This is a genomic window from Nocardioides sp. NPDC057772, from assembly GCF_042798075.1.
Lineage (GTDB): Bacteria > Actinomycetota > Actinomycetes > Propionibacteriales > Nocardioidaceae > Nocardioides.
The window spans coordinates 1-22,550 of the sequence record NZ_JBHVKN010000071.1 but is presented as its reverse complement, the minus strand read 5'-3'; the positions used below and the strand labels follow the sequence as shown (position 1 = coordinate 22,550).

At 70.9% G+C, this 22,550-nt stretch carries 24 protein-coding genes; 12 read left to right on the top strand and 12 right to left on the bottom strand.

The features are described 5' to 3' along the window. On the top strand, positions 1-534 hold a 534-nt coding region (locus ACFVJS_RS13950; protein ID WP_378880961.1), incomplete at its 5' end, for an HNH endonuclease. Here the strand turns inward: ACFVJS_RS13950 and ACFVJS_RS13945 are convergent. From ACFVJS_RS13945 to ACFVJS_RS13930, 4 genes are all read right to left on the bottom strand, one after another. After that, a complete protein-coding gene (locus tag ACFVJS_RS13945; protein WP_378880959.1) occupies positions 516-902 on the bottom strand; it encodes a nuclear transport factor 2 family protein in 387 nt (128 codons plus the stop codon). The two genes, ACFVJS_RS13950 and ACFVJS_RS13945, sit on opposite strands and share 19 nt — an antisense overlap. Before the next feature lie 61 nt (positions 903-963). Next, the gene (locus tag ACFVJS_RS13940) at positions 964-1,836 is read right to left on the bottom strand and encodes a metallophosphoesterase (protein WP_378880957.1); all 873 of its coding nucleotides are present in this window, start codon (positions 1,834-1,836) and stop codon (positions 964-966) included. A gap of 7 nt (positions 1,837-1,843) precedes the next feature. Next, positions 1,844-3,313, bottom strand: coding sequence for an FGGY family carbohydrate kinase (locus tag ACFVJS_RS13935; protein WP_378880955.1), 1,470 nt, complete (start codon positions 3,311-3,313; stop codon positions 1,844-1,846). Further along, on the bottom strand, positions 3,310-4,152 hold the full coding sequence (locus ACFVJS_RS13930) for a DUF1028 domain-containing protein (protein ID WP_378880952.1): 843 nt from the start codon (positions 4,150-4,152) through the stop codon (positions 3,310-3,312). The genes ACFVJS_RS13935 and ACFVJS_RS13930 overlap by 4 nt, the downstream gene beginning before the upstream one ends. A 187-nt stretch (positions 4,153-4,339) precedes the next feature. Here ACFVJS_RS13930 and ACFVJS_RS13925 point away from each other — a divergent pair, with 187 nt between their 5' ends. Continuing rightward, positions 4,340-5,761 (top strand): APC family permease, encoded by a 1,422-nt coding sequence (locus tag ACFVJS_RS13925; RefSeq protein ID WP_378880963.1) that lies wholly within the window; start codon positions 4,340-4,342, stop codon positions 5,759-5,761. Between the two features lie 110 nt (positions 5,762-5,871). Further along, on the top strand, positions 5,872-7,212 hold the full coding sequence (locus tag ACFVJS_RS13920) for a class II 3-deoxy-7-phosphoheptulonate synthase (protein ID WP_378880949.1): 1,341 nt from the start codon (positions 5,872-5,874) through the stop codon (positions 7,210-7,212). A 36-nt stretch (positions 7,213-7,248) separates the two neighbouring features. On the opposite strand, the gene ACFVJS_RS13915 is transcribed toward ACFVJS_RS13920, so the two are convergent. The 4 genes from ACFVJS_RS13915 to pknB all read right to left on the bottom strand — a co-directional run bounded on the left by ACFVJS_RS13915 (position 7,249) and on the right by pknB (position 12,026). Further along, a complete protein-coding gene (locus tag ACFVJS_RS13915; RefSeq protein WP_378880946.1) occupies positions 7,249-7,716 on the bottom strand; it encodes a GNAT family N-acetyltransferase in 468 nt (155 codons plus the stop codon). Between the two features lie 11 nt (positions 7,717-7,727). Then, positions 7,728-8,723: a hypothetical protein gene (locus ACFVJS_RS13910; protein ID WP_378880944.1), complete on the bottom strand. Its 996-nt coding sequence runs from the start codon at positions 8,721-8,723 to the stop codon at positions 7,728-7,730. Between the two features lie 263 nt (positions 8,724-8,986). After that, positions 8,987-9,889, bottom strand: coding sequence for a deoxyribonuclease IV (locus ACFVJS_RS13905; protein ID WP_378880941.1), 903 nt, complete (start codon positions 9,887-9,889; stop codon positions 8,987-8,989). A 1-nt stretch (position 9,890) separates the two neighbouring features. Next, the gene (gene pknB / locus ACFVJS_RS13900; protein ID WP_378880938.1) at positions 9,891-12,026 is read right to left on the bottom strand and encodes a Stk1 family PASTA domain-containing Ser/Thr kinase; all 2,136 of its coding nucleotides are present in this window, start codon (positions 12,024-12,026) and stop codon (positions 9,891-9,893) included. Positions 12,027-12,139: 113 nt separating this feature from the next. Between pknB and ACFVJS_RS13895 the strand changes: the two genes are divergently transcribed. Genes ACFVJS_RS13895 through ACFVJS_RS13885 form a run of 3 tightly spaced genes read left to right on the top strand, consistent with a single transcriptional unit; the run spans position 12,140 to position 13,389 of the window. Beyond that, positions 12,140-12,511: an Rv2175c family DNA-binding protein gene (locus ACFVJS_RS13895; RefSeq protein ID WP_378880936.1), complete on the top strand. Its 372-nt coding sequence runs from the start codon at positions 12,140-12,142 to the stop codon at positions 12,509-12,511. 33 nt (positions 12,512-12,544) lie between these two features. Next, the gene (locus tag ACFVJS_RS13890) at positions 12,545-12,961 is read left to right on the top strand and encodes a ribonuclease domain-containing protein (protein WP_378880933.1); all 417 of its coding nucleotides are present in this window, start codon (positions 12,545-12,547) and stop codon (positions 12,959-12,961) included. A gap of 5 nt (positions 12,962-12,966) precedes the next feature. Further along, the gene (locus ACFVJS_RS13885) at positions 12,967-13,389 is read left to right on the top strand and encodes a barstar family protein (RefSeq protein WP_378880931.1); all 423 of its coding nucleotides are present in this window, start codon (positions 12,967-12,969) and stop codon (positions 13,387-13,389) included. Between the two features lie 2 nt (positions 13,390-13,391). Here ACFVJS_RS13885 and ACFVJS_RS13880 read toward each other — a convergent pair whose 3' ends face one another. After that, positions 13,392-14,927 carry a molybdopterin-dependent oxidoreductase gene (locus tag ACFVJS_RS13880; RefSeq protein ID WP_378880928.1) on the bottom strand — a complete coding sequence of 512 codons (1,536 nt, stop codon included), beginning with the start codon at positions 14,925-14,927 and terminating at the stop codon, positions 13,392-13,394. A 103-nt stretch (positions 14,928-15,030) separates the two neighbouring features. Here ACFVJS_RS13880 and sigK point away from each other — a divergent pair, with 103 nt between their 5' ends. Next, positions 15,031-15,660 (top strand): ECF RNA polymerase sigma factor SigK, encoded by a 630-nt coding sequence (gene sigK / locus ACFVJS_RS13875; protein ID WP_378880925.1) that lies wholly within the window; start codon positions 15,031-15,033, stop codon positions 15,658-15,660. Further along, positions 15,650-16,330 (top strand): anti-sigma factor domain-containing protein, encoded by a 681-nt coding sequence (locus tag ACFVJS_RS13870; protein ID WP_378880922.1) that lies wholly within the window; start codon positions 15,650-15,652, stop codon positions 16,328-16,330. Before sigK ends, ACFVJS_RS13870 begins: the two co-directional genes overlap by 11 nt. Positions 16,331-16,349: 19 nt before the next feature. On the opposite strand, the gene ACFVJS_RS13865 is transcribed toward ACFVJS_RS13870, so the two are convergent. Beyond that, positions 16,350-17,435: a polyprenyl synthetase family protein gene (locus ACFVJS_RS13865; RefSeq protein ID WP_378880919.1), complete on the bottom strand. Its 1,086-nt coding sequence runs from the start codon at positions 17,433-17,435 to the stop codon at positions 16,350-16,352. 34 nt (positions 17,436-17,469) lie between these two features. Here ACFVJS_RS13865 and metF point away from each other — a divergent pair, with 34 nt between their 5' ends. Continuing rightward, on the top strand, positions 17,470-18,360 hold the full coding sequence (metF, locus tag ACFVJS_RS13860) for a methylenetetrahydrofolate reductase [NAD(P)H] (protein WP_378880916.1): 891 nt from the start codon (positions 17,470-17,472) through the stop codon (positions 18,358-18,360). Here the strand turns inward: metF and ACFVJS_RS13855 are convergent. Together ACFVJS_RS13855 and ACFVJS_RS13850 are read right to left on the bottom strand one after the other, a co-directional pair. Beyond that, the gene (locus ACFVJS_RS13855) at positions 18,357-19,679 is read right to left on the bottom strand and encodes a phytoene desaturase family protein (protein ID WP_378880914.1); all 1,323 of its coding nucleotides are present in this window, start codon (positions 19,677-19,679) and stop codon (positions 18,357-18,359) included. The genes metF and ACFVJS_RS13855 overlap by 4 nt on opposite strands. Further along, positions 19,676-20,311, bottom strand: coding sequence for a DUF4126 domain-containing protein (locus ACFVJS_RS13850; protein WP_378880911.1), 636 nt, complete (start codon positions 20,309-20,311; stop codon positions 19,676-19,678). Before ACFVJS_RS13850 ends, ACFVJS_RS13855 begins: the two co-directional genes overlap by 4 nt. A gap of 141 nt (positions 20,312-20,452) precedes the next feature. Between ACFVJS_RS13850 and ACFVJS_RS13845 the strand changes: the two genes are divergently transcribed. The 3 genes from ACFVJS_RS13845 to ACFVJS_RS13835 all read left to right on the top strand — a co-directional run bounded on the left by ACFVJS_RS13845 (position 20,453) and on the right by ACFVJS_RS13835 (position 22,442). After that, entirely contained in the window at positions 20,453-21,046 is a 594-nt protein-coding gene (locus tag ACFVJS_RS13845) for a hypothetical protein (RefSeq protein ID WP_378880909.1), read from the top strand. Positions 21,047-21,238: 192 nt separating this feature from the next. Further along, positions 21,239-21,679: an SAV_6107 family HEPN domain-containing protein gene (locus ACFVJS_RS13840; protein ID WP_378880907.1), complete on the top strand. Its 441-nt coding sequence runs from the start codon at positions 21,239-21,241 to the stop codon at positions 21,677-21,679. A 37-nt stretch (positions 21,680-21,716) separates the two neighbouring features. Further along, positions 21,717-22,442, top strand: coding sequence for a methyltransferase domain-containing protein (locus ACFVJS_RS13835; RefSeq protein WP_378880904.1), 726 nt, complete (start codon positions 21,717-21,719; stop codon positions 22,440-22,442). The last annotated feature ends 108 nt before the right edge of the window (positions 22,443-22,550 follow it).

Below are 22,550 nucleotides of genomic sequence, written 5' to 3'. Positions count from 1 at the left end.
GTCAAGGTCGTGATGACCGCCGACTCGCTCGCCAATGACAGTGACCAGCCGGCGATGGTCGAGGGCTACGGGCCTGTCCCCGCCGCCTGGGCGCGAGAGGCCTTGTCTGACGCCGAGATCTTCGTCCGGCGGCTGTTCACCGACCCCGCCGGTCAACTCGTCGCCATGGAATCACGCTCGCGGAAGGCACCCGACGGTCTGGCCGAGTTCATCGCGACTCGTGACGGCGGGATCTGCCGCACCAACGGCTGTGACGCCCCGATCCGGAACATCGACCACATCCAGCGCCACGCCGACGGCGGAGAAACCAGCGCCCACAACCTCCAAGGGTTGTGCGAACGCTGCAACCAAGCCAAAGAAGCCCACGGCTGGCAAGCCAGACCCGGACCCGACGGCAGCATCACCACCATCACACCCACTGGCCACGCCTACACCAGCCCACCACCCGACACCTGGGGCCAAGACCCACCGCCACTGTCCCGGGCAGAGTTCACGCTGCGCGACGTACTCCTCGACTATGCCGCCGCGGCCTGAGCGTGCCGGTGGTAGACCTTGTTGGCGATCTTCCAGGCTCCGTCGACGAGCACCAGCAGGAACACGTCCGTGAAGGTGTCGGGGCCATGGATGAGGGTCATGGTCGCGGTGGCGACGGTGCCGTGCACCTCGACGACCTCGAGGCGGCGTACGCGGTCCTTCTCGTCGGGAGCCGGAGAGCCGTTGAACAGGGCGCAGTAGTCGTCGAGCGGCCAGGAGACGAAGGCGCCGTCGCGGATGCCCTCGATATGAGCGGAGGGCAGGAAGGCGTCTCGGAAGTGGAGCGGGTCGCCGGTGGAGTGACCGCGTACGTAGGCGTCCAGCGGACGCAGGACGGCCTCGTCGACAGGTGCGTTCACGATCTCCATGCGCACAGGGTGCTGTGCCCACGGCAGCGTGACAAACGGTTTTCCGACCACCGTGAGCACGTCAGCTCGGCTCGACCGTGTCCTCCCCGGAGACGGGGTCGTAGACGTAGACCTGCTCGCCCGCTCGCGGATCGCGAGCGGAGAGCACGTGGAAGGTCGGGGAGGCCGGGTCGGCGAGGTCGACGACGGAGGCGCCGGCACCGAGCACGCCGCGTACGAGATGTGGGGGTGCGGTGGTGTCGATGCGGGTGACGACGCCGGGGGTCACCCAGACGGGGATGCCGGCGAGGAAGCCGCTGACCTGGAAGTGGAGGTGGCCGGTGAGGATCGCGCGTACGTCGCTGCCGCGCACCACACGGCCCAGGGCGGAGATGTTGCGGAGGACGACGTCGGCGACCCAGGGCAGGGAGGTCAGGTGGAGGGGCGGATGGTGGAGGACCAGCACCGTCCCGTCGCGCGTCGGGGTGGCCAGCTCGGCGGCGAGGCAGGCCAGCTGGTGCTCGTCCAAGAACCCGTGGGTCTTGCCCGGCACGAGGCTGTCGATGGTGATGACCCGGAGCTCACCGAGGAAGCTGACCGCCGCGCACAGGTCTGACTCGGGATCCAGCAGACGACCGCGGTCGCTGCCGTCGGCTTCGAGGTGTCCGCTGCCGAGCGCCTCACGGAACGGTCCGCGGGTATCGTGGTTGCCCGTCGAGTAGATGTGCGGGATGCCGCGCTCGGCAGCGAAGGCGCCCACTCGCTCCAGCACCGAGCGGCAGCCCGTGGCCGAGCCGTCGTCGGCGATGTCGCCGCTGACCACGACAGCGTCCAGGCCGGGCACGTGGCGGGCGTCGCGCAGGATGCTGTCGAGCGCGGCGACGGCGTCGACCCCGTCCATGTCGGCGCCGCTTGCGGTGACATGGGTGTCGGACAGGTGCAGGATGCGGGTCAACGCGGACTCACGCCCACTGACGGGATCGTTCGACGGCCTTGGTCCACGAGCCGTACGCCTCATCGGCCGCATCGCGACGGGACGCGTCGGGGGAGAAGGTGCGGTCCAGCGCCCAGGTCTCCCGGATCTCGTCGAAGGACGACCACACCCCGACCCCGAGGCCGGCGAGGAACGCCGCGCCGAGGCCGGTGGTCTCGACGTGGCGAGGGCGGGAGACGTCGACGCCGAGCTGGTCGGCCTGGAGCTGGCACAGCAGGTTGTTGGCGGCCGCGCCGCCGTCGACGTTGAGCGAGGCGACCGGCGTCGGCATGGTGGCCATCACGTCGCGTACCTCGAAGGTGATCGCCTCCAGGGTCGCCCGCACGATGTGGGCACGGGTGGTGCCGCGGGTGATGCCGATGATCGTGCCGCGGGCGTCGGGGTCCCAGTGGGGCGCGCCGAGACCGGTCAGGGCGGGCACGAACACGACCCCTTCGGACGAGGTGACGGTGCGCGCGAGCGCCTCGGTCTCCGCGGCGGAGCCGATGATCTGCAGGCCGTCACGCAGCCACTGCACCGCGGCTCCGGTCACGAAGATCGAGCCTTCGAGGACGTAGGTGACCTCTCCGGAGGGCGACATCCAGCCGGGGGAGGTGAGCAGGCCGGAGTCGGACCGTTGCGGCGTGGAGCCGGTGTTGGTCAGCACGAACGACCCGGTGCCGTAGGTGCACTTGGAGTCGCCGATCTCGAACGCCGCCTGCCCGAACAGCGCGGCCTGCTGGTCGCCGGCGACACCGGTGATCGGCAGGGAGAGGTCGAGGAAAGAACGCGGGTCGGTGACCACGCCCTCGCCCCAGTTGGGCCCGATCTCCGGCAGCGCGTCACGCGGCACCCCGAACAGGTCGCACAGCTCGTCGGACCAGTCGTTGGCGTTGATGTCGAACAGCATCGTCCGGGACGCGTTCGAGACGTCGGAGAGGTGGTGCAGACCCCGGGTCATCCGGGCGATGAGGTAGGAGTCGACGGTGCCGATCGCGTAGCGCCCCGACTCGACGTGCGCCCAGGTGTGCGGCTCGTTCTCGCGGAGCCAGGCCAGCTTGGTGGCGGTGAAGTAGGGGTCCAGGCGCAGGCCGGTGAGCTCGCGGACCCGGGCGTCGTGGGAGGCCATCGAGGCGCACATCGCCGTCGTACGCCGGTCCTGCCACACGATGGCGCGCCGCGGCGATCCCAGCGTCTCCCGGTCCCACAGCACGACCGTCTCGCGCTGGTTGGTGATCCCGATGCCGACGAGATCGTCTCTGCCGTAGGCCGCGAGGACCGTACGGCACGCCTCCAGGGTCGCCTGCCAGATCCCCTCGGGCACGTGCTCGACCCAGCCCGGACTGGGGAAGTGCTGATCGAACTCCTCATACCCCCGAGCCGCGACCTCGCCCTTGTCGGTGACGATCAGCGCGGTGACGCCGGTGGTGCCGGCGTCGATGGCGAGGATCGACGTCACTGGGGCGTCCTGACGATGTCGAGGATGCGCCGGTCGATCCACGACAGGTCCTCGGCCACCCGCATCTCGTAGTTCTCGGTGCCCACCCAGGCGAGGAAGTTCGAGGCGCCCTGCGCCGCGGCGTACGTCTCCAGCTCTGCCTCGATCTCGGGGGTGACCGGCACCTTCTCGGCCTCGGTCGAGGCCGTCAGGTAGAAGTCGCTGAGGTCGAGGAGGCGCTTCAGCTCGGGGATCGGCGCCGGGTGGTCGTCGACGCGGAGGTCGGCCGCGATGTCGTCGTTGCCGCCGTAGCCGGCGCCCTCGCGCACGACCAGGAGGGCAGCGCTCTGCCGGCCTCGGCTGTCGCCACCGGCCTCGTCGCCCGCGGCGAGCGCGGCGAGGAGTCGGTGCTGCAGCGGCTGGTCGGGGGAGGAGGCGAGCCAGGCGGCCTCCATCGCCTCGACGACCTCGGGACCGGTGAGGATGTTGCCCTGGATCGCGTACGCCCCGTCCGTGGTGGAGCCGGTGCGGCCGCCGGCCCAGCCGAAGCAGGAGGGTCCGGTGTGGGAGACGGCGTTGCCGTCGACGTCGACGATGCCGACCTGACGGTGGTCGCGGCGCTCGTCCTCCTCCAGGAGCCTCTCGAGAGCGACCGCGGCGGTGGCGCCCTCGTCGAGGTGGGCGAGAGCCAGACCCTTGTAGGCGACGTTGGCCTCGGCCTGGGTGGCGATGGCTCCGACCCCCGCGACAGCGGCCGGGACGGCCGATCCGACGGCGAGGAACTTCGAAGCGACGGCCACACCCCAGGTGGGCTCCCCGGTGCCTGGATCAACTGCTCTGGCGACGATGGAGAAGGTCATGACAGCGACCCTATCCACGAAATTTCTTCCGCTTACGGCGTGTTTACGAATTGTCGTACACCTGACAGCGAGGTTGGGCTTTGATTGAGGGATCCCTTCATCCCAATTTCGGAACTGAGTTTCGAACGTGACCAGGAAGGACATCATGACAACCCTGGCGAAAGAAGAAGCACCTGAGTTGAAGAGAGTGATGGGGCCGTGGCTCCTGCTGCTCTTCATCGTCGGTGACATCCTAGGAGCCGGCGTCTACGCCGTGACCGGGACCATGGCCGGCTACGTCGGCGGCATCCTGTGGCTGCCGTTCCTGCTCGCCTTCGTGGTGGCCACCATGACGGCCTACTCCTACCTCGAACTGGTGACGAAGTATCCCAGCGCCGCCGGCGCCGCGCTCTACACCCACAAGGCCTTCGGCTTCCACTTCCTCACCTTCATGGTGACCTTCGCGGTCGCCTGCTCGGGCATCACCAGCGCGTCGACCTCGGCCAACACGCTGGCGCAGAACTTCTTCGGCGGCCTGGAGATCAACGGCTGGATGGATGCGCCCAGCGAAGGTGCCGTCACCCTCCTGGCGTTGGGCTTCATGGTCCTGCTCGCGCTGATCAACCTGCGTGGCGTGGGCGAGAGCGTGAAGTTCAACATCATCCTCACGGTCGTCGAGATGGTCGCGCTGTGCATCGTCATCGGCGTCGGCTTCTTCGTGATCGCCCAGGGCAAGGCGGACATGTCGGAGCTGGTCTCCTTCGACGACTACTCCAACATGGGCGTCGTCTTCGCGGTCACCGCCGCGACCTCGGTCGCCTTCTTCGCCATGGTCGGGTTCGAGGACGCCGTCAACATGGTCGAGGAGACGAAGGATCCCGAGCGGATCTTCCCGCGCACGATGCTGATGGGCCTGGGCGCGGCCGCTCTGCTCTACATCCTGGTGGCGGTCTCGGTCGTCAGCGTGCTGACGCCGGGTGAGCTCGAGACGATCCGTGAGTCCGAGGGCCGGGCCCTGCTCGAGGTGGTCGGCAAGGGCGCCCCCGACTTCCCGATCGACAAGGTGTTCCCGTTCCTGGCGGTCTTCGCCGTGGCCAACACGGCGCTGATCAACATGCTGATGGCCAGCCGGCTGGTCTACGGCATGGCCAGGCAGCGGGTGCTGCCCAAGCAGCTGGGTGCGATCCTGCCCGGTCGCCGCACGCCCTACATCGCGATCATCTTCACCACCCTGCTCGCGCTGGGGCTGATCTGGTACGTCTCCAGCGACCCGGACAGCAACATCGTCTCCAACCTCGGCTCCACGACCGCACTGCTCCTGCTGTGCGTGTTCGCGATCGTCAACATCGCCTGCGTGGTGCTCCGCAACCGACGTGCCGACACCGACAAGGCGTTCTTCACCGCGCCGAGGTGGCTGCCGCCCATCGCCGCCATCTTGTGCATCTACCTGGCCGGTCCGTGGGTCGACCGCGACGGCATCGTCTACGAGATCGCCGGCGGCCTCATGGTCATCGGCGTGATCCTGTGGGCGATCACCTGGCTGGTCAACAAGTTCGCCAACAAGGACGACGAGCCGCCGCACTTCACCGACATCGAGCACATGGACGTCAACCCCGAGGACGACAAGTAGCGGGGTGACCACCGTCGGGGCCGGCGTACGTTCTTCGGGAGACGTACGCCGGCCTCGCCGTGTCTGAGATGACTTCGTAACAACAGCGCGATCCGCGTACCCTGAGCCTCGTGAACGACGCCTTCCCCTCTCTCGAGCAGCTGCACGCCATCGGAGCCCTCCAGCAGCCGACCTATTCCGACCCGGCCGCCCTGGCCGCGGCGGTCGAGAAGCTGAGGAACCAGCCGCCGCTCGTCTTTGCGGGGGAGTGCGACCAGCTCAAGAGCTCGATCGCCGCCGCCGGCCGCGGCGAGGCGTTCATCTTGCAGGGCGGCGACTGCGCCGAGGTCTTCGCCGAGGCGACCGCCGACAACACCCGCAACAAGCTCCGCGTGCTGCTGCAGATGGCAGTGGTCCTGACGTACGCGGCCTCCGTCCCGGTCGTGAAGATCGGCCGTCTCGCGGGGCAGTACGCCAAGCCGCGCTCCTCCGACACCGAGACCCGTGACGGGGTCACCCTGCCGGCCTACCGCGGCGACGCCGTCAACGGCTTCGAGTTCACCGCCGAGTCCCGCATCCCCGACCCGCAGCGGCTGCTGGACGTCTACCACGCCTCCGCCTCGACGCTGAACCTCGTGCGCGCCTTCACCACCGGTGGCTACGCCGACCTGCGCCAGGTGCACACCTGGAACTCCGAGTTCGTGCGCAACTCGCCGGTCGGCGCGAAGTACGAGGCGATGGGCTCCGAGATCGAGCGCGCGATCGCCTTCATGGAGGCCATCGGTGCCGACCCGGAGGAGTTCCACCGGGTCGACTTCTACTCCTCCCACGAGGCGCTGCTGCTCGAGTACGAGCACGCGATGACCCGCATCGACTCACGCACCGAGACGCCCTACAACGTCTCCGGCCACTTCGTCTGGATCGGTGAGCGCACCCGTCAGCTCGACGGCGCCCACGTGGAGTACTTCCGCCACCTCAACAACCCGATCGGCTGCAAGCTCGGCCCCACCGCGACCCCGGACGACGCGCTCGCGCTGGCCGCCAAGCTCAACCCGAAGAACGAAGAGGGTCGGCTCACCTTCATCACCCGCTTCGGCGCGGGCAAGGTGCGCGACGGGCTCCCCGGGTTGGTCGAGAAGATCACCGCCGAGGGCGTCAACGTCACCTGGATCTCCGACCCGATGCACGGCAACACCTTCTCCACCTCCAACGGCTACAAGACCCGCCGCTTCGAGGACGTCCTCGACGAGGTCCAGGGCTTCTTCGACGTCCACCACGCCCTCGGCACGGTCCCCGGCGGCATCCTCGTCGAGAACACCGGCGACGACGTCACCGAGATCATCGGTGGCGGCGAGGAGCTCGACGAGGCCGGTCTCGTGCACCGTTACGAGTCCGTGGTCGACCCGCGCCTCAACCGCGTCCAGTCGCTCGAGATGGCTTTTCAGGTCGCGGAGATGCTGCGCTCGCGCTGAGCGTCGCCTCCGCCCGCACTGGACGACGTTCAGTGGTCAGTCGCGCGCCCAGGCGAGCTGCATGATCTCCTCGCCGTCGTGGAGGGTGCTGCGGTTGCCGGTGTCGGTGAAGCCGGTGGTCTCGTAGAGGCGCTGGGCGCGACGGTTGTCGGTGCGGGTCCAGACGCTGAGGCCCGCCCAGTCACGGGACTGGAGGTCGCGGATCATCTCGGTGCCGACGTGGGATCCCCACACGGCGGGGTCGACGAAGACCATCGAGATGTGGCCGTAGCCGGGGAGCGGTACGCCGTCGACGAGATAGGTCTCGGCGAGCAGCATCCCGGCGGGGCGGCTGCCGTAGTGGGCGAGGAGCGCGAGCTCGGCCGCGTCCAGCTTCTCGCGGACCCTGCGGATGCGGGCCTCGGTGGCGGTCCGGCGGCGAGCCGCGTTGGCCGCTCGCCAGATGTCGACGGCAAGCGCGCGCTGCTCGTCGCTGTCGATCTCGGCGACGATGATCCTCGGCATACAGACAGGCGCTACAGCGTCATCAGCCAGACGCCGAGCACGAACATCACGATCATGAAGATCGCACCCACCCACAGCAGCACGATCCAGGTCGAGGGGTTGTCCTCGGCCTCGGCGGCCATCAGCGAGGAGACGTACTCCTGCTGGGCGCCGTAGTCGCCGAAGTCCTGCTCCAGGGGCTCGGCCTCGGCGGCGTAGCCGTAGCCGGTCTGCCAGTCGGCCGCGCCGTCGGTGGCGTAGGCGTCGTCGGCGTAGCCGGTCGCATAGGCCGGCTCGGGCTCGTAGGCCTGGTCGGCGACGGTCTCCTCCGGCGGAGCCCAGTGGCGGGCCGTGCCGTTTCGCTGCTGCTGCTGCTGGACGAGCATCCCGGAAGGCTGGACGAAGGGCTGGTACGCCGCCTCGACCGGCACCTCGGAGACCGGCTCGGGCTCGGGGTCGGGGACCGGGTCGGGCCCTGGGACGGGCTCCGGCTCCGGGACGGGGCCGGGCTCGGGGACCGGGGTGGGCGTCGGCTCCGGGTCGGGAACGGGGTAGGGCCCCGGCACCGGGGTCGGCTCCGGGAACGGCGAGGGATCCGGGATCGGCCGCGGCTCGGGGTCGGGGATCACGGCCTGTGCAGCGGGCTCGTCGGCCGGCTCGTGCGCCGGCGGGGGAGTGGCCGGTGGCGGGGAGGACGGCGGTGCGTACGCCGGGCGGATCGCGGTGGAGCCGTCGGGCTCGTCGTCGGTGTCGAGCTTCTCCTCGACCTCGGGCGAATGGCGCCGGGAGGTGCGCTCGGTGGGCTCGTCCTCAGGGACGGCAGCGATCGAGGAGGCCGGCCCAGGCCGGTCCTCGTCGCCGTAGGCGCTGATCCGGGGCAGGCTCAGTGAGGTCTGCTCCGCGTCGGGCACGTCGTCGACCGCCTCCGGAGCGGTCGCCTCGACCGGCCTCCGGATCACGGTGGCCTCGTTCGGCTCGTCGAGCTCTTCGGGCTCGGGTGTGACGTCGTCTTTCGCAGCACTGGACACGGGTGGCGTCCTTTCCTCTACATCGGTGGAGTCAGCCTCGGCAGCTGGGTCGAGCTCCCTGGCGACCTCGAGACCACACACCGGACACGTCGGCTCTTCGGACAGCCGGTATCCGCACTGTGCGCAGCTGGTCATGCCACCCCCATGGCGTCGAAGATCACTCCTGTGCGTCTCCAAGCCTAGACGACCGGAGTGAGGCCGAGCGGCGAGCTCGCTCGTCCGCTCGCGCCGAGCGAGGGAGTAACCATGCGGATGCATGGAGGTCACATGCCTTGACGGTGCGCCGATGCCCGCAGATCGCGGAGCAGCGGGATATCGGCGTTGTCCGCGTCACGGGAGCCCGGAGTCTCCAGGATGAACGGCACTCCCGCGGTCGCCGGATGGGCGAAGAGCTCCTCGAAGGCGGTCGTGCCGATGTGGCCGCGACCGATCTGCTCGTGGCGGTCGAGGTTCTTGCCGCGTACGTCCTTGGAGTCGTTGGCGTGGATCAGCCGGAGCCGCCCGGGGCCGCCGATCTCGACGATCCGGTCGACGCATGCGGTGGCGCCGCCGGGCTCGTCGAGCGGGGCTCCGGCGGCGAAGACGTGGCAGGTGTCGAGGCAGATCCCGGCCTTGGGGTGGAAGTCGACGGCCTCCAGATAGGCGGGAAGGTCCTCCACCCCCGCGCACAGCGACCGTCCCTGGCCGGCGGTCGGCTCCAGGAGCAGCCAGGGTGCGTCGTCGGCGGAGATCTGCTCGAGCACGGGCAGCAGCGCCTCGCGGACCTGCTTCATCGCCGCGACGAAGTTCTCCCGGGCGTCACCCTCGGGGGAGACGAACGAGCCGGTGTGGATCACGACGCCCTCGGCGCCGATGTCGGCGGCCCGGCGCAGGTTGTGGGCGACCAGCGCAGCCGACTTCTCGTACGTCGCCGGTGTCGGCGACCCCAGGTTGACCAGGTAGGGGGCGTGGATGAAGGCGCGCATCCCGCGCCGTTCGAGCTCGGCGCGGAAGGCCTTGTCGTCGGCGGGCTTGCCCGCCGAGAGGGCCCAGCCGCGGGGGTTGCCGACGAAGATCTGCAGGGTCTCGCCGCCGACCGCGTCGGTGTTGGCCAGGGCGCCCGCGACCAGGCCCTTGCCGACCTGTACGTGGGTGCCGATCGGATTGCGGAGGATCGAAGCGGTCATGTCAGTTCAGCCAGATCGTGATCTCGGAGCCGTAGGGGGCCTCGCCTCCGGCTGGCTCCTGGCGGGTGACGTAGCCGAAGCCGAGGTTGATGCCACCCTCCTTCTCCTCCTTGACCTTGAACCCGGCGGCCTCGAGGGTCTGCTTGGCGGTGTCCTTGTCGTTGCCGACCACGCTGGGGACCGGGACCGCGGCCGGGCCTTTGGCGACGACGAGGGTCACGGTCTCGCCCTTGGGGAGGGTGCCGGAGTTGGGGCTCTGGCTCAGGACGGTGCCGGGCCGGGCCTCCTGGTTCTCCTCCTCCTCGATCTCGACGACGAGACCGTCTGCTTCGAGCGACTTCTTGGCACGCTCGGCGCTGCGGCCGGTCCAGTCGACGATGTCGACGGGGGCGGGGCCCTTGCTGATCACGAGCACCACGGTCTTGCCGGGCCGCACCAGCGTGCCGGCGCGGGGCTGGGAGTTGATGACGTGGCCCTCGGGCACGTTGTCGTTGAACTTCTCGATCGGGTCACCGACGGTGAGGCCGAGGTCCTGGATCTCGTCCTGGGCGTCGTCGGCGAGCATGCCCTTGACCTTGGGCACCGAGTATTCCTCGACGCCCTTGCTCACGCTGATCTCCACCGTCGAGCCGGGCAGCGCCTTGGCGTCGCGGCCGGGGTCGGAGTCGATCACGACGCCCTTCGCGACGGTGTCGGAGAACTCGGTGTTGGCGGAGACCTCGAAGCCGGCGTTCTGCAGCTGCGTGGTCGCCTCGGCTCGGGACAGGCCGGCCACCGAGGGCACCCGCTCGTAGCGACCGTCGATGAACCACCACAGCCCGCTCGCCACCAGCGCCACGGCCACCACGGCGGCGCCGATCGCGATCGGCCCCCTCCAGGTCGGCGGCACGCTCCAGCGCTGCTTGGGCTGCGTGGGCGTGGGGGCGATGCGTACGTTCTCCTCGGGCTCGCTCAGCGAGAGCCGGCCGGCGGCGGGAAGGCCCACGCCGGGAGGCGGTCCCACCGGGCCCGGGGGCCTGCCCGGCGGGGGGCCGGACGGGCCGGACGGCCCGGATGGGGGCAGGCCGAGCGCGGGCAGGACCGCCGTCGACTCGGCACCGGACTCGTCGTGGGCGCGCGCCGGGACGTCGGCGCCGTTGACGGCCTGCCTCGGCTTCTCGGGCCCTCCGGCCGAAGGGAGTGCCAGGTCGGCGGTGAGCTCGGGGTCATCGAAGATGCCCGCGGACAGGGTGGCCATCACCCGGTTGACCATGCGCAGGAGCACGCCGGCGTCGGCCGGGCGCAGCTCTGGGTCGCGAGCGGTCGCGCGGGCGACCAGGGCGTCGACGTACCGGGGGATCCCGGGCGCCGCCTTCGAGGGCGGCGGTACGTCCTCGTGCACGTGCTTGTAGGCGATGTCGACCGGCGACGGGCCGCTGTGGGGCTTGCGACCGGTGAGCAGCTCGTAGAGCACGACGCCGGCCGCGTAGACGTCGGTGCGCGGCCCGGACTTGGACTCGGTGACCAGCTCCGGCGCGAGGTAGGAGACGGTGCCGACCAGGGTGCCGGTGGTGGCGTCGTGCGAGTTGTTGGTCATCACCCGGGCCAGACCGAAGTCGGCGACCTTGACCCGCTGCGAGATCGAGGCGGCGCCGGTGGTGATGAGGACGTTCTCCGGCTTGATGTCGCGGTGCACGATCCCGACCGCGTGAGCCGCGGACATAGCGCTCAGGATGGGCTCGATGTAGGCGAGCGCCTTTGCCGCGCCCAGCGGAGCCTGCGAGGCGATCGTGTCGCGCAGGGTGTGGCCCTCGATGTACTCCATCGCGAGGAAGGCGACGCCGTCGTCCTCGTCCTGGTCGTAGACGGCCACCACGTTGGGGTGGGAGAGCTTCGCTGCCGACCTGCCCTCGCGTACGAACCGCTCGGCGAAGTTGCCCTCCTCGTCGAGGTTCTGGTGCATGACCTTGACGGCGACGATGCGGTCCAGACGCATGTCGTGGGCGACGTAGACCGTCGCCATGCCGCCCTTCGCGACCTTCTCGACGATCCGGTAACGCATCCCCAGGACCTTGCCCAGAAGGGGGTCGGATGCGGTAGCCGGGCCTCCGCCGTGGCGCCCGATGACGCCGTCACGGGGGTCCGCCTCACTAGCCACGCGATCCTCCTGTCTCCGGTCGGAGAAGTATTCCGGACCGGGCAATGGTACGGACCAGCGGGTCCCACTCACGACTTTCCGGCGCGGGTGCCCGGGCCGGTAATGTGATCGTTATGAGCGAAATGCGGCTGGCAGAGCAGGATCTGGGCGTCCTGGTGGAGGACTGGATCGACTGGGCCACCGCCGCCTCGCAGCTCGGCGTGACGGTGGGCAAGGTGCGCACCATGATCCGTGAGCACGAACTCGCCGCGGCGGTTCCTCCGGGCGTCAAGGGACAGCACATCCCGGCCCTGTTCATCCAGGACGGCCTGCCGGTCAAGGGCCTCAGCGGCCTGCTCCACGTGCTCCACGACGGTGGCTACGACGACCGCGAGATCATCGCCTGGCTCTTCCTCGACGACGACCTCCCCGGCCGCCCGATCGACGCGCTTCGGGAGAACCGCGGGTCGGAGGTCAAGCGCCGGGCCCAGGCCATGGCACTGTAGGCCCCACCCGTCCGTACGTCTCGGAGGACCGTCGTGAGGTCGAAGTCTGCCCTGGTCGCCCTGCTGCTCGCCGTGGTCATGGCGCTGCTCGCCGGATGCGGCAGTGCGAGCGGTGGTGACTCTGGTTCGGACGGCGGCGGGAAGACCGGCACCGATCCCGAGAGCGGGCTCGCCTGGATCGCGGAGTCCGAGCTGCCGCCCGAGGGCGTGGAGACGCTCGAGCTGATCGACGCCGGCGGTCCCTTCCCCTACCCGGGCAAGGATGGCAGCACCTTCGGCAACCGCGAGGGGATCCTGCCGGACGAGCCGTCGGGCTACTACGCGGAGTACACCGTGCCGACGCCGGGCTCGGACGACCGGGGTGCGCGGCGTATCGTCACAGGCGAGGGTGGCGAGTTCTACTACACCGAGGACCACTACGAGTCGTTCGCACGGATCGACCGGGGGTGATGGGAATGAGCGGACTGGCAGGACTTCTCGCCGGGCGGGTCGAGCCCGGCGTCTACCGCTGGCACACCGAGCTGGCTGCCGCGGACCTCTCCGAGTCGGTGACCGGCGCAGGCTGGTCGCTGGCGCAGATCGCCGACGTGGCCGAGACCAAGGACGAGGTGCTCGGCGCCATCGGCGCCGCGCTCGGGTTCCCGGCCCACTTCGGCCGCAACCTCGATGCGCTGTGGGACTCGCTGCGCGACCTCTCCGCGCCCACGGTGCTGCTGTGGGAGACCTGGGGATGCGCGGCCTATGCCGACCGCGCCGGTTTCGACAAGATCGTCGGGGTCCTGAAGGACCGGACGGCAGAGATCTCCGAGCAGCGTCCGGCGTTCACCGTGCTGCTGCGCGGTGACGGCCCGGAGACCGACCTCGCCGACCTCGGCTGACATCATCCGACCGTGACGGTGCGGGTCGGGTAGCCGGTGGCTCCATCGGGCGCCGGCGGGGCCTCCTCGCCGGTCTGCGGGGTGCCGGTGCGGTCGTAGGCGCGCGCCTGGATCCGGTGCTCGCCCGCGGTCGCCTCCCAGCGGAAGGACCACTGGCGCCAGGTGTCGATGCTGTCCTCGGCGGCGAGTGCGGCCGGCTGCCAGGGACCGTCGTCGACGCGTACCTCGACCTTGCTCACCCCGCGGTGCTGTGCCCAGGCCACGCCCGCCACCGTCACCTCGCCCGCGGCATCGGGGTTCTCGCGGGGCAGGTCGATGCGGCACTGGGTCTTGATTGGGCCCTCGGCGGACCAGCCGCGGTCGGTCCAGTAGGCACGGAAGTCGGCGAAGCGGGTGACCTCGAGTTCGGTGAGCCACTTGGTCGCCGAGACATAGCCGTAGAGGCCGGGGACGACCATGCGTACGGGGAAGCCGTGGTCCGGGGTCAGCGGCTCGCCGTCCTGGGCGATCGCCAGCAGGGAGTCACGGCCGTCGGTGAGCGCCTCGAGCGGGGTCCCGATGGTGATGCCGTCGGCACCGGTGGACTTCACCGCGTCGGCGTCCGGGTCGAGGCCAGCGCGCTCGAGGACGTCGCGGATGCGTACGCCGGTCCAGGTCGCGTTGCCGATCAGGTCGCCGCCGACCTCGTTGGAGACGCAGCAGATCGTCACGCGGCGCTCGTAGAGCGGCATCGCGAGCAGATCCTCGTAGGTCAGCTCCACGGGGTTGTCGACCAGGCCGTGGATCTTGAGCCGGTAGTCGGCGACGTCGACGCGTGGGGTGAGCAGGGCGATGTCGATGCGATAGAAGTCGTCGACGGGGGTCAGGTGGGGCGTCAGGCCCTTGATCGGCAGCTCCGCGCCTGCCGGGAGGGGCGCTGCGGGGGAGACGGCCGTGGGGATGGCCAGCCGCGTCGTCGGGTGCCGGCGGGCGGTGACGACCTTCGCGCCGACCCCGCCGGCCGCACCCACCGCCGTCACGGCCGCCGCCGCGACCAGGAAGCTGCGCCGGTCGAAGCCGGCGGGAGCCTCCGCCTCGGCGGGTGTCTCCTGCCGCCCGCTCAGGGTCCGGGTGAGCAGGACCAGGGCGGTGACGCCGATCGCGAGGCCGATCACCAGCGCGATGACCCCGGCCGTCCCGTTGCCGGCGCGGTCGGCGAGGAGGGCGGCGGCGTCGACGGCCCCGAGGAGCAGGAACATGCCCGCGCCGAGCACGGGGCGGCGTACGGCCAGGGCGCCGGCCACCCCGAGCAGGATCAGCGTGACCAGTGCGACGCAGACCAGGAGGATCGGCTTGTCGGCGGTGCCGAAGGTCGCGACGGCGGCCTCCTTGAGCCAGCGCGGGGTGAGGTCGATGACCCGGTCACCGAGCGCGAGCAGGGGAGAGGCCCCGTGCGCGAGGGCGGCGATGAGCTCGGCGACGCCGAGGCCGAGCACGCCGGCGGCGATGCCCGCGGAGGGGCCGCTGGCGAGACGTCCGAGGAGGGTGCGGGATGTCATGCTGTGGGTTCGTGGCCGATCGATGGTCGGATGGGACCAATCCTCCCACCCCTCGGCCGCGAACCCGGGGTGAGATCTGCCATTGTCGTCGGAAGGGGTGCGTGTGCGCCGAGCGCTGCGGGTCGTGGGCGAGGAGTCGTCCTCCGGCCCGGCCGAGCTGGATCCCGGAGCGGTGATCGCCGCCGTCGCCGGGGGAGACCTGGACGCCTTCGGTCGCCTCTACGACGACCTGGCTCCGCTCGTCTTCGGCGTCGCCCGGCGCGTGGTGCGTGACCCCTCGCGTGCGGAGGAGGTGGCCCAGGAGGTGTTCACCGAGGTGTGGCGCCAGGCGGCGCGGTTCGACCCCTCGCGTGGGTCGGTGCGGACCTGGGTGCTCACGATCGCCCACCGGCGGGCGGTCGACGCGGTGCGCTCCTCGCAGGCATCGCGTGCGCGGGAGGAGCACGTCGCGCGGCGCGAGCCGGTGGAGGTCGCGGGCCCGGAGGACACGGTGGTCACCGCGGCCGAGCACGAAGGCGTACGCCGCTGCCTGGACTCGCTCACGCCGCTGCAATCGCAGGCCGTCCGGCTCGCCTACTACCAGGGCTTCACCTATCCCGAGGTCGCCGCGCTGCTCGGCCGGCCGCTGTCGACGGTGAAGACGCGGATGCGCGACGGGCTGATCCGGCTGCGCGACTGTCTGGCCGAAGCGGAGCTCGAGGCAATGGACGGAGGGGCCGGCGATGGCGCCTGACGTGCACGGCCTGGTCGGGGCCTATCTCCTCGACGCGCTGGAACCGCCCGAGCGGGCGGAGTTCGAGGCCCATCTCGCGGTCTGCTCCGAGTGCCGCGAGGAGGTCGACTCGCTGCGGTCGGCGACGGCGTCCCTCGCCGGAGAGGTCGCCGAGGTGCCGCCGGTCGCGTTGCGCTGCCGGGTGCTGCGTACGGCTTCGGACACGCCGCAGCTGCCGCCCGTGGTCGCGGTGGCGAGTCGCCGTCGTCGTCGCTGGCTCCTGGGTGCGGTCGCGGCGGCTGCCGCGGTGATCGTCGGCGTCGGCGTGACGGTCGGGGTCGTCGTACGTGACGACGACCCGCCACACATGACCGCCGCCCAGGTGATGTCGGCCCCCGACGCGAGGATGCACAAGGAGAAGACCGCCGACGGCGAGCTGATGGTCGCGATGTCCCACGAGATGCACATGGTCGCCGTCGACGCCGCCCACCTCTCGCGTCCCGAGGGGATGACCTACCAGGTCTGGTGGCACACCGACTCGGGCATGGAGTCCGCCGGCGTCCTCGACGAGGAGATGGCCGTCGCCGTGCCTGTCGAGGACGGCGACCTCATGATCACCATGGAGCCCATGGGCGGCTCCGACGAGCCGTCGGAGAAGGTCTTGTTCCAGATGCCTGTCGAGCGCCTCTGACGCCGGCCGGGCCGCGGCCTCAGACGGTGCGCTGCGTGGCCGCGGTGGCGAGCGCGCGGAGGGTGTCGGCGGCACCGGCGTCCAGGGTGCCGGCGGACCGGGCGTCGTCGAGGGCGGTGAGACCCTGGTCGGCCAGCTCGGTGATGGTCTTCTCCACCTGCTGCTCGGCGCCGGAGGTGGTGATGATCGTGCGCAGGTCGGCGACCTGCTCCGCACTGAGCGGCTGACCGAGAGCGCGGTCGAGGCGGTCGGCGTCGGCAGGCGTCGAGCCGGTCAGGGCGAGGGCGACCAGGACGGTGCGCTTGCCCTCCACGAGGTCGTCGCCGGCGGGCTTGCCGGTGACCGAGGGGTCACCGAAGACGCCGAGGAGGTCGTCGCGCAGCTGGAAGGCCTCGCCGACGGGCAGGCCGTAGGCGGTCAGTGCCTCGATCTGCTCGCGCGCGGCTCCGGCCAGGGCCGCGCCGACGTGGAGGGGACGCTCGACGGAGTATTTGGCCGCCTTGTAGCGCACGACCTTCATCGCGGCCTCCACGTCCGCGGCACCGCGCGCCTGGACCGTGATGTCGAGGAACTGTCCGGCGATGACCTCGCTGCGGGTGAGGTCGAACACCGACAGGGCGGCCGCGGTCTCGGCAGCTCCGAACCCAGAGGTACGCAGCAGCTCGTCCGCCCAGGTCAGCAGCAGGTCTCCGAGGAGCACGGCAGCGGCATCCCCATAGGCGCGGGACCGGCCCGGCCAGCCCGCGGCGGCGTGGTCGGCCTCGAACGCGCGGTGCGCCGCGGGTGCGCCGCGCCGGGTGTCGGAGTCGTCGATGACGTCGTCGTGGACGAGTGCGGAGGCCTGGAGCAGCTCGAGGGCGGCGGCCGCCCGCACGAGCGACTCCTCCTCGGCGGGCGAGGGGGAGGGGCGGACGGCGTGGAAGCCCCAGTAGCAGAAGGCCGCCCGTAGCCGCTTGCCGCCCGACATCGACTCGCGCGCCCGGCGCAGCAGCGGTTCGACCTCGTCGCCGAGCGGGATCAGCCGCTCGGACTGGGTCTCGAGAAAGGTGTCCAGCGCCCCCTGGACGCGACTGCGGAATTCATCGGCGTCCCACGTTTCATTCACTCTCTGAGCCTAGGGCACTGCCTACGATGGCCCGATGGTGACTGGACGTGGACGCTCCCTCGCGGAGCTGATCAACGAGGGCGAGCGGTCGTTCTCATTCGAGTTCTTCCCGCCGAAGGACGAGGCCGGGGAGGAACAGCTGTGGAACGCCGTCCGGGCGTTGGAGCCCTACCGGCCGACCTTCGTGAGCGTCACCTATGGCGCCGGCGGCTCGACCCGTGACAAGACCGTCGCCATCACCGGCCGGATCGCCGCGGAGACCGAGCTGCTGCCCGTCGCCCACCTGACCTGCGTCGGCCACACCCGTGAGGAGGTCGCCGCGATCCTGGACTCCTACGCCGCTCAGGGCGTCGCCCACGTGATGGCGCTGCGCGGCGACCCCGCCGAGGGACCGCGAGCCGAATGGACCCCGACCCCGGGCGGCCTCGACTACGCGATCGACGTGGTGAGGCTCGCCCGCGAGCGTGGCGACTTCCGCATCGGCGTCGCCGCCTTCCCGGAGGGCCACCCGGGCGCCGAGTCGCTCGAGGCCGACGCCGACGTGCTGGCCGCCAAGGCGAAGGCCGGCGCCGAGTTCGCGGTCACCCAGATGTTCTTCCGGGCCGCGGACTACTTCGGCCTCGTCGACCGGGTCCGGGCCCGCGGCGTCGACATCCCGATCCTGCCCGGGATCATGCCGATCCTGAACCTCGCCGCGATCCGCCGTCAGAGCGAGCTCATCGGCGCCGAGGTCCCCGACGAGATCGTCGAGCGCATCACCGCGGCCGGTCCGGACCCCGCCGACATCCGCGCCGAGGGCATCGCGGTCGCCGCCGAGCTGTGCCAAGAGCTGCTCGACGGTGGCGCGCCGGGGCTGCACTTCTACACGCTCAACCGCTCCAAGGCGACACTGGAGATCTTCGCGAAGCTCAACGTCACGGTCTAACCTGCCGGCCCGATCGACTGCGCGACCAGCGCGGCCGACAGCCCGGCGAACGGCAACCCCGAGCCAGGCGTCGCGTGGGCGCCGGCGGCGTAGACGTTCGGGATCGGGGTGCGCGGCCCGAGGCGCTGGAACACCGTGCTGCGCCCCGCCCACTTCACACCCAGCGGGGACCCGCGCCAGCGGCGTACGAGCTCGGCGGCGCCCAGGTCGACCCGGTGCACGACGTGCTCGCGGACGTCGATCTTGTGGCGCGCCAGCGCCAGCAGGACATCCTCCATCAGCTTGCCGTGGGAGTGGATCGTCCAGGCGTGCTGGCCCACGGGTGCGAGCCCGCGGGTGCGTACGACCAGGGTGGGCTCGCCGTGCAGCACCAGCTCGTCGGGCAGGTCGGTGAGATGGTCGGGCAGCGAGGAGAGGCCGAGGTGGAACGTCATCGGCGGGATCGCCGGCAGGGTGCGGTGCACCAGCGGCCGCAGGGCCGGCAGCGAGCGGGGGTCGAAGGCGACCACGACCGCCCCGTCGGTGCCGAGGTCGATCTCGCCGGCGGTGGTGTTCACCGCGACCGCCCGCCCGTCGCGTACGACGATGTCCTCCACCCGGGTGGCGGTCTGCACCGTCACCCGCCGGGTGGACATCCGGGCGGTGAGCACCTCGGCGACCACGCCCATCCCGCCCTCGACCCGCCAGGCGCCGAACCGCTGCTCGAGGTAGGCGGTCAGCCCTGCCCAGGCAGGTACGTCGCGCAGCTCCTGCCCCGCGGCGACGAACGGGTGCGCCGCGACCAGCCGGAGGCGTTCGTCCTTGAACGTCTTGCGCAGCCGCTTGTGGAGCGTCTCGCGCGACCGGAACCGCTCCGCGACGGCCGAGGGCAGCGCGGAGGGCTCCCACGGCACCTCGAAGTAGTGCTGCCGCAGCACCTCCCAGTCCTCGCTGAACCGGGCGACGTAGTCGGTCCACAGCCGGCCCATGCCGGGCCCCAGCTCGTCGAAGGCGGCGAGCTGGGCCCCGCGGGTGCCGCCGGGCACGGCGACCGAGGTCTTGTCGGCGAACCGGTGCTCGCGGACGACGTCCATGGGCACCAGCTCGAGCTCACGCTCCGCGGGGCGCCCGGACTTGCGGAACAGGTCGCGCATCACCGCGGGCAGCAGCGTCGAGGTCGCCGAGGCGTCCCAGGTGAACCCCTCCTCGCGCACGGGCACCAGCGCGCCGCCGAGCTGTCCGGAGGCCTCGAGGAGGGTCACCGAGTGGCCGAGCTTGGCCAGCCGGGCGGCGCTGGCCATCCCGGCGTACCCGCCCCCGAGGACGACGACCCTCGTCACTGGACGGGGTAGGGCTTGGTGGCGCCGTCGGAGGGCCCGTCGGGCGGCTGGGATCCTCGTCGTCTGCGCCGGGTCAGCTTGCGCCAGCCCCCGCGGACGGCCCGGACGATGAAGTACATCAGCACGAGTCCGGCCACCAGCAGGACCGCGGCGACGCCGGCGGCGGCCAGCGGGTGCTCGGTCGCGAACCAGACGACCCCGAGGACGAGCCCGTCCTCGGCCACGCTGACCACCGAGTTGGAGACCGGCTCGGGGGAGGAGTTGACCGCGAGCCGCTCGCTGGCCTTGATCAGGTGGGACATCAGCGCCGTGGTGCCGCCCACGACGCCGCCGACGGCCTCGTTGAGCGAGTCGGCCTCACCGGCTAGCAGGACACCGATCACGGCGCCGATCGTCGGCCGGATCACCGTGGAGATCGAGTCCCACGTGGAGTCGATGTAGGGCACCTTGTCGGCGACGAACTCGATCGCGTACATCAGCCCCGCGGCCGCCAGCACCGGCCAGGTGCCGAGCACGTCCGGGATCGCCTCCGCCCCCGTCGTACGCTGCACGACGCCGAGCACCAGCACGACCAGGTAGGCGTTGATGCCACTGGCCCACCCGCTGGAGAAGGTCAGCGCTAGAGATTCCATGAGGACATAGTGGCGTACGCCGCCGACAACTCGGTCTCGACCCGAGACCAAGCGCACGCGTCCGTGTATTTACCTACGCTGCACCCCGTACGGCAGAATGGCCTGATCAGAGACTGAACCCCCACGTCGCAAGGAGACCGGATGACCATGACGACACCCGACGAGAACGAAGGTGTGGTCGTGAGCGAGGACCCGGAAGCCGCTGTCGAGGTGGCAGCGCTCGCGGCCGAGCCAGTGCCGCGCGAGATGACGTGGGCGATCCGGCTGATCGTCGGACTGATCGCGTTCAGCGCGGTCGTGGTCGTGGTGATGGTGCTGCGCTCCGACGACCTGGTGCGCGCCTGGGCGGAGGGCAACCCCTCGGCCAAGCGCATCCTGGAGACCGAGGGCCTCGACGCCCTGATCAACCCACCCACCGACAACCGGGTCAGCGCGCCGGCGTTCATCGCCCCCGCGATCACGCTGTTCGGTGTGATGGCCATCATGATGGGTGTGCTCGCGGTGTTCCTCCGCAACGGCTTCGAGTGGGCCCGCATCACGATCACGTTCCTGGTGTTCATCTCCGCGGTCGCCAGCATCGGCGGCATCCTGACCGGCCCGCCGGTCATCATCAGCGTGCTCACCGCCATCGCGCTGGTGATCGCCGCGGGGCTGCTGGCGGTCATGTGGCTGCCGGCGAACACCCGCTACATCCACCCGCCGCACCGGATCCGCGGCGCCGTCGCCGAGGACTGAGCGACCCGCACCACCGCTTCGACACGCCCCGCCACCGAGACGTCTTGTGACTGTCGGTGGCGGGGTGTAGTTTGATCTCGTGTTCGAACAAATGTTCGAACAGCCAGGCTCTGGCGGGTGTCGTCCTCGACCCCCGGCGCCCGCCGGAGCCGTCCACTGCGGGGTCGACCTTGAGCGAGAAGGACGACCCCGATGCATCTGCTGCCGGCGACGACACACAGCTACCTGTTCCGTGCCACCGAGTCGCTCTCGGAGGCCATCGTGGCCGACGACGTGCCGAGCAGGTACGCCATGGCCCACGTCGCCGCCCTCCAGGCCGCCGCGGCGCTGATCGCCGCCCGCACCGACCCGGTCGAGGCCGCGAGCCGCGCCGGTCGCCGCCGGCCGTGGAACGCCTGGGTCCGTCTGAAGAAGGTCGCGCCCGAGCTGTCCGAGTGGGCCGAATACTTCGCCGCAGGCGCAGCGAAGCGGGCTGCCGCAGAGGCGGGCTCCATCCGGGCCGTCACCGCCGAGGAGGCCGACGAGCAGGTGCGCGACGCCGACCGCTTCCTCGCCGTCGTCGAGGAGTCCCTCGGGCTGATGGCCCACACCTCCCACGTCGTCCGCCTCCAGCACGACCGCCTCGTGGGCTGATTCAGGTGTGGTGGGATCAGGGCCTACGCTTGGCCGCATGGCAGCTGGCTCCGCATCAACCAGTCGTCGGGCAGGCGCCCGGACCGTCGCCGTCTGGGACGCGCTCGACCCGGTCCTGGCCGCGGGCTCGCTCGACGTCCTCGACATCGGCGGCGGCACCGGCACCTCGGCCGTACGCATCGCTGGGCTCGGTCACAAGGTCACCGTCGTCGACCCCAGCCCGGACGCGCTGGCGGCGCTCGACCGGCGCGCCCGTGAGGCCGGCGTCTCCGTCGACGCGCGCCAGGGCGACCTGGCCGCCCTCTCCGACGTCGCCGACCCCGGCGGCGCCGACGTGGTGCTCTGCCACGGTGTCCTCGAGGTCGTCCCCGACCCGGAGGACGCACTGGCGGGGATCCGCGAGGTGCTCCGTCCCGGCGGCACCCTCAGCCTGCTGGTCGCCCAGCGCACCGCCGCCGTTCTCTCCCGTGCCCTGGCCGGCCACTTCGCGCAAGCCGCCGAGCTGCTCGACGACACCGCTCCGCAGGGGCGCTCGGGGCGCCGGTTCGCGCTCGACGAGGTCACCGGGCTGCTGGACGCCGCCGGGTTCGAGGTCGGGGATGTGCGGGGCGTGCGCGTGTTCGTGGATCACGTTCCGGGGTCGTTGCTCGACGTCGATCCCGGTGCCACCAACGCGCTCGTCGAGCTGGAGCAGCGGGCTTCTACCCGGGCCGACTACCTGCCGCTCGCTTCGCAGCTGCACGTGCTCGCTTCGCTTCGCTGACGGCTCGCTTCGCTTCGCCGGGTGGCGCCGACGCGGCGCGAACGTCCCACCTCCGCTAGCGCTCCGGCGTGACATTTGCGCCGAGTCAGCGCTTGTCCGCGTCCTCGG

What these genes read in the sequence shown, in the direction of transcription:
- ACFVJS_RS13945 (WP_378880959.1), bottom strand. Translation starts at nt 902, where the DNA reads ATGGAGATCGTGAACGCACCTGTCGACGAGGCCGTCCTGCGTCCGCTG.
- ACFVJS_RS13930 (WP_378880952.1), bottom strand. Translation starts at nt 4,152, where the DNA reads ATGACCTTCTCCATCGTCGCCAGAGCAGTTGATCCAGGCACCGGGGAG.
- ACFVJS_RS13915 (WP_378880946.1), bottom strand. Translation starts at nt 7,716, where the DNA reads ATGCCGAGGATCATCGTCGCCGAGATCGACAGCGACGAGCAGCGCGCG.
- ACFVJS_RS13905 (WP_378880941.1), bottom strand. Translation starts at nt 9,889, where the DNA reads ATGACCGCTTCGATCCTCCGCAATCCGATCGGCACCCACGTACAGGTC.
- ACFVJS_RS13895 (WP_378880936.1), top strand. Translation starts at nt 12,140, where the DNA reads ATGAGCGAAATGCGGCTGGCAGAGCAGGATCTGGGCGTCCTGGTGGAG.
- ACFVJS_RS13885 (WP_378880931.1), top strand. Translation starts at nt 12,967, where the DNA reads ATGAGCGGACTGGCAGGACTTCTCGCCGGGCGGGTCGAGCCCGGCGTC.
- ACFVJS_RS13880 (WP_378880928.1), bottom strand. Translation starts at nt 14,927, where the DNA reads ATGACATCCCGCACCCTCCTCGGACGTCTCGCCAGCGGCCCCTCCGCG.
- ACFVJS_RS13870 (WP_378880922.1), top strand. Translation starts at nt 15,650, where the DNA reads ATGGCGCCTGACGTGCACGGCCTGGTCGGGGCCTATCTCCTCGACGCG.
- metF (WP_378880916.1), top strand. Translation starts at nt 17,470, where the DNA reads ATGGTGACTGGACGTGGACGCTCCCTCGCGGAGCTGATCAACGAGGGC.
- ACFVJS_RS13850 (WP_378880911.1), bottom strand. Translation starts at nt 20,311, where the DNA reads ATGGAATCTCTAGCGCTGACCTTCTCCAGCGGGTGGGCCAGTGGCATC.
- ACFVJS_RS13845 (WP_378880909.1), top strand. Translation starts at nt 20,453, where the DNA reads ATGACCATGACGACACCCGACGAGAACGAAGGTGTGGTCGTGAGCGAG.
- ACFVJS_RS13840 (WP_378880907.1), top strand. Translation starts at nt 21,239, where the DNA reads ATGCATCTGCTGCCGGCGACGACACACAGCTACCTGTTCCGTGCCACC.
- ACFVJS_RS13835 (WP_378880904.1), top strand. Translation starts at nt 21,717, where the DNA reads ATGGCAGCTGGCTCCGCATCAACCAGTCGTCGGGCAGGCGCCCGGACC.